Annotated in this window: 1 protein-coding gene; it reads left to right on the top strand. The window is 39.2% G+C overall.

Features of this window, described 5'->3' with window-relative positions:
- On the top strand, positions 1-362 hold a 362-nt coding region (locus OJ995_RS13545; protein ID WP_489886100.1), incomplete at both ends, for a TolB-like translocation protein.

Below are 362 nucleotides of genomic sequence, written 5' to 3'. Positions count from 1 at the left end.
AACCTAAACACCAAATGGCACGATGGACCTGTAAGTATTACCAGCGATGGAAATACCATGTACTACGGTAGTGAAAGTTTCAATGAAAAGGAATTTACAAAAGACAAGGCCAAGAATGCGAAGTTTGGAAAAATCTACCTTTATAAAGCAACCAAAGAAGGGGATAAGTGGGTAAACAGCAAACCACTTCCTTTTAACAATAAAGGATACGATGTAAGAAATCCAAGCATTAGCAAAGATGGAAAAACATTGTACTTCTCGTCAAACATGCCAGGCGGTTTTGGAGGAGAAGACATTTGGAAAGTAGCAGTAAACGGCGACGAATATGGTACACCAGAGAACTTAGGAGCTAAAGTAAACAC

Source organism: Flavobacterium lacisediminis (genome assembly GCF_025909975.1).
Taxonomy (GTDB): domain Bacteria; phylum Bacteroidota; class Bacteroidia; order Flavobacteriales; family Flavobacteriaceae; genus Flavobacterium; species Flavobacterium lacisediminis.
The sequence above is the reverse complement of the archived record's forward strand: the minus strand, read 5'-3'. Positions and strand labels throughout refer to the sequence as shown.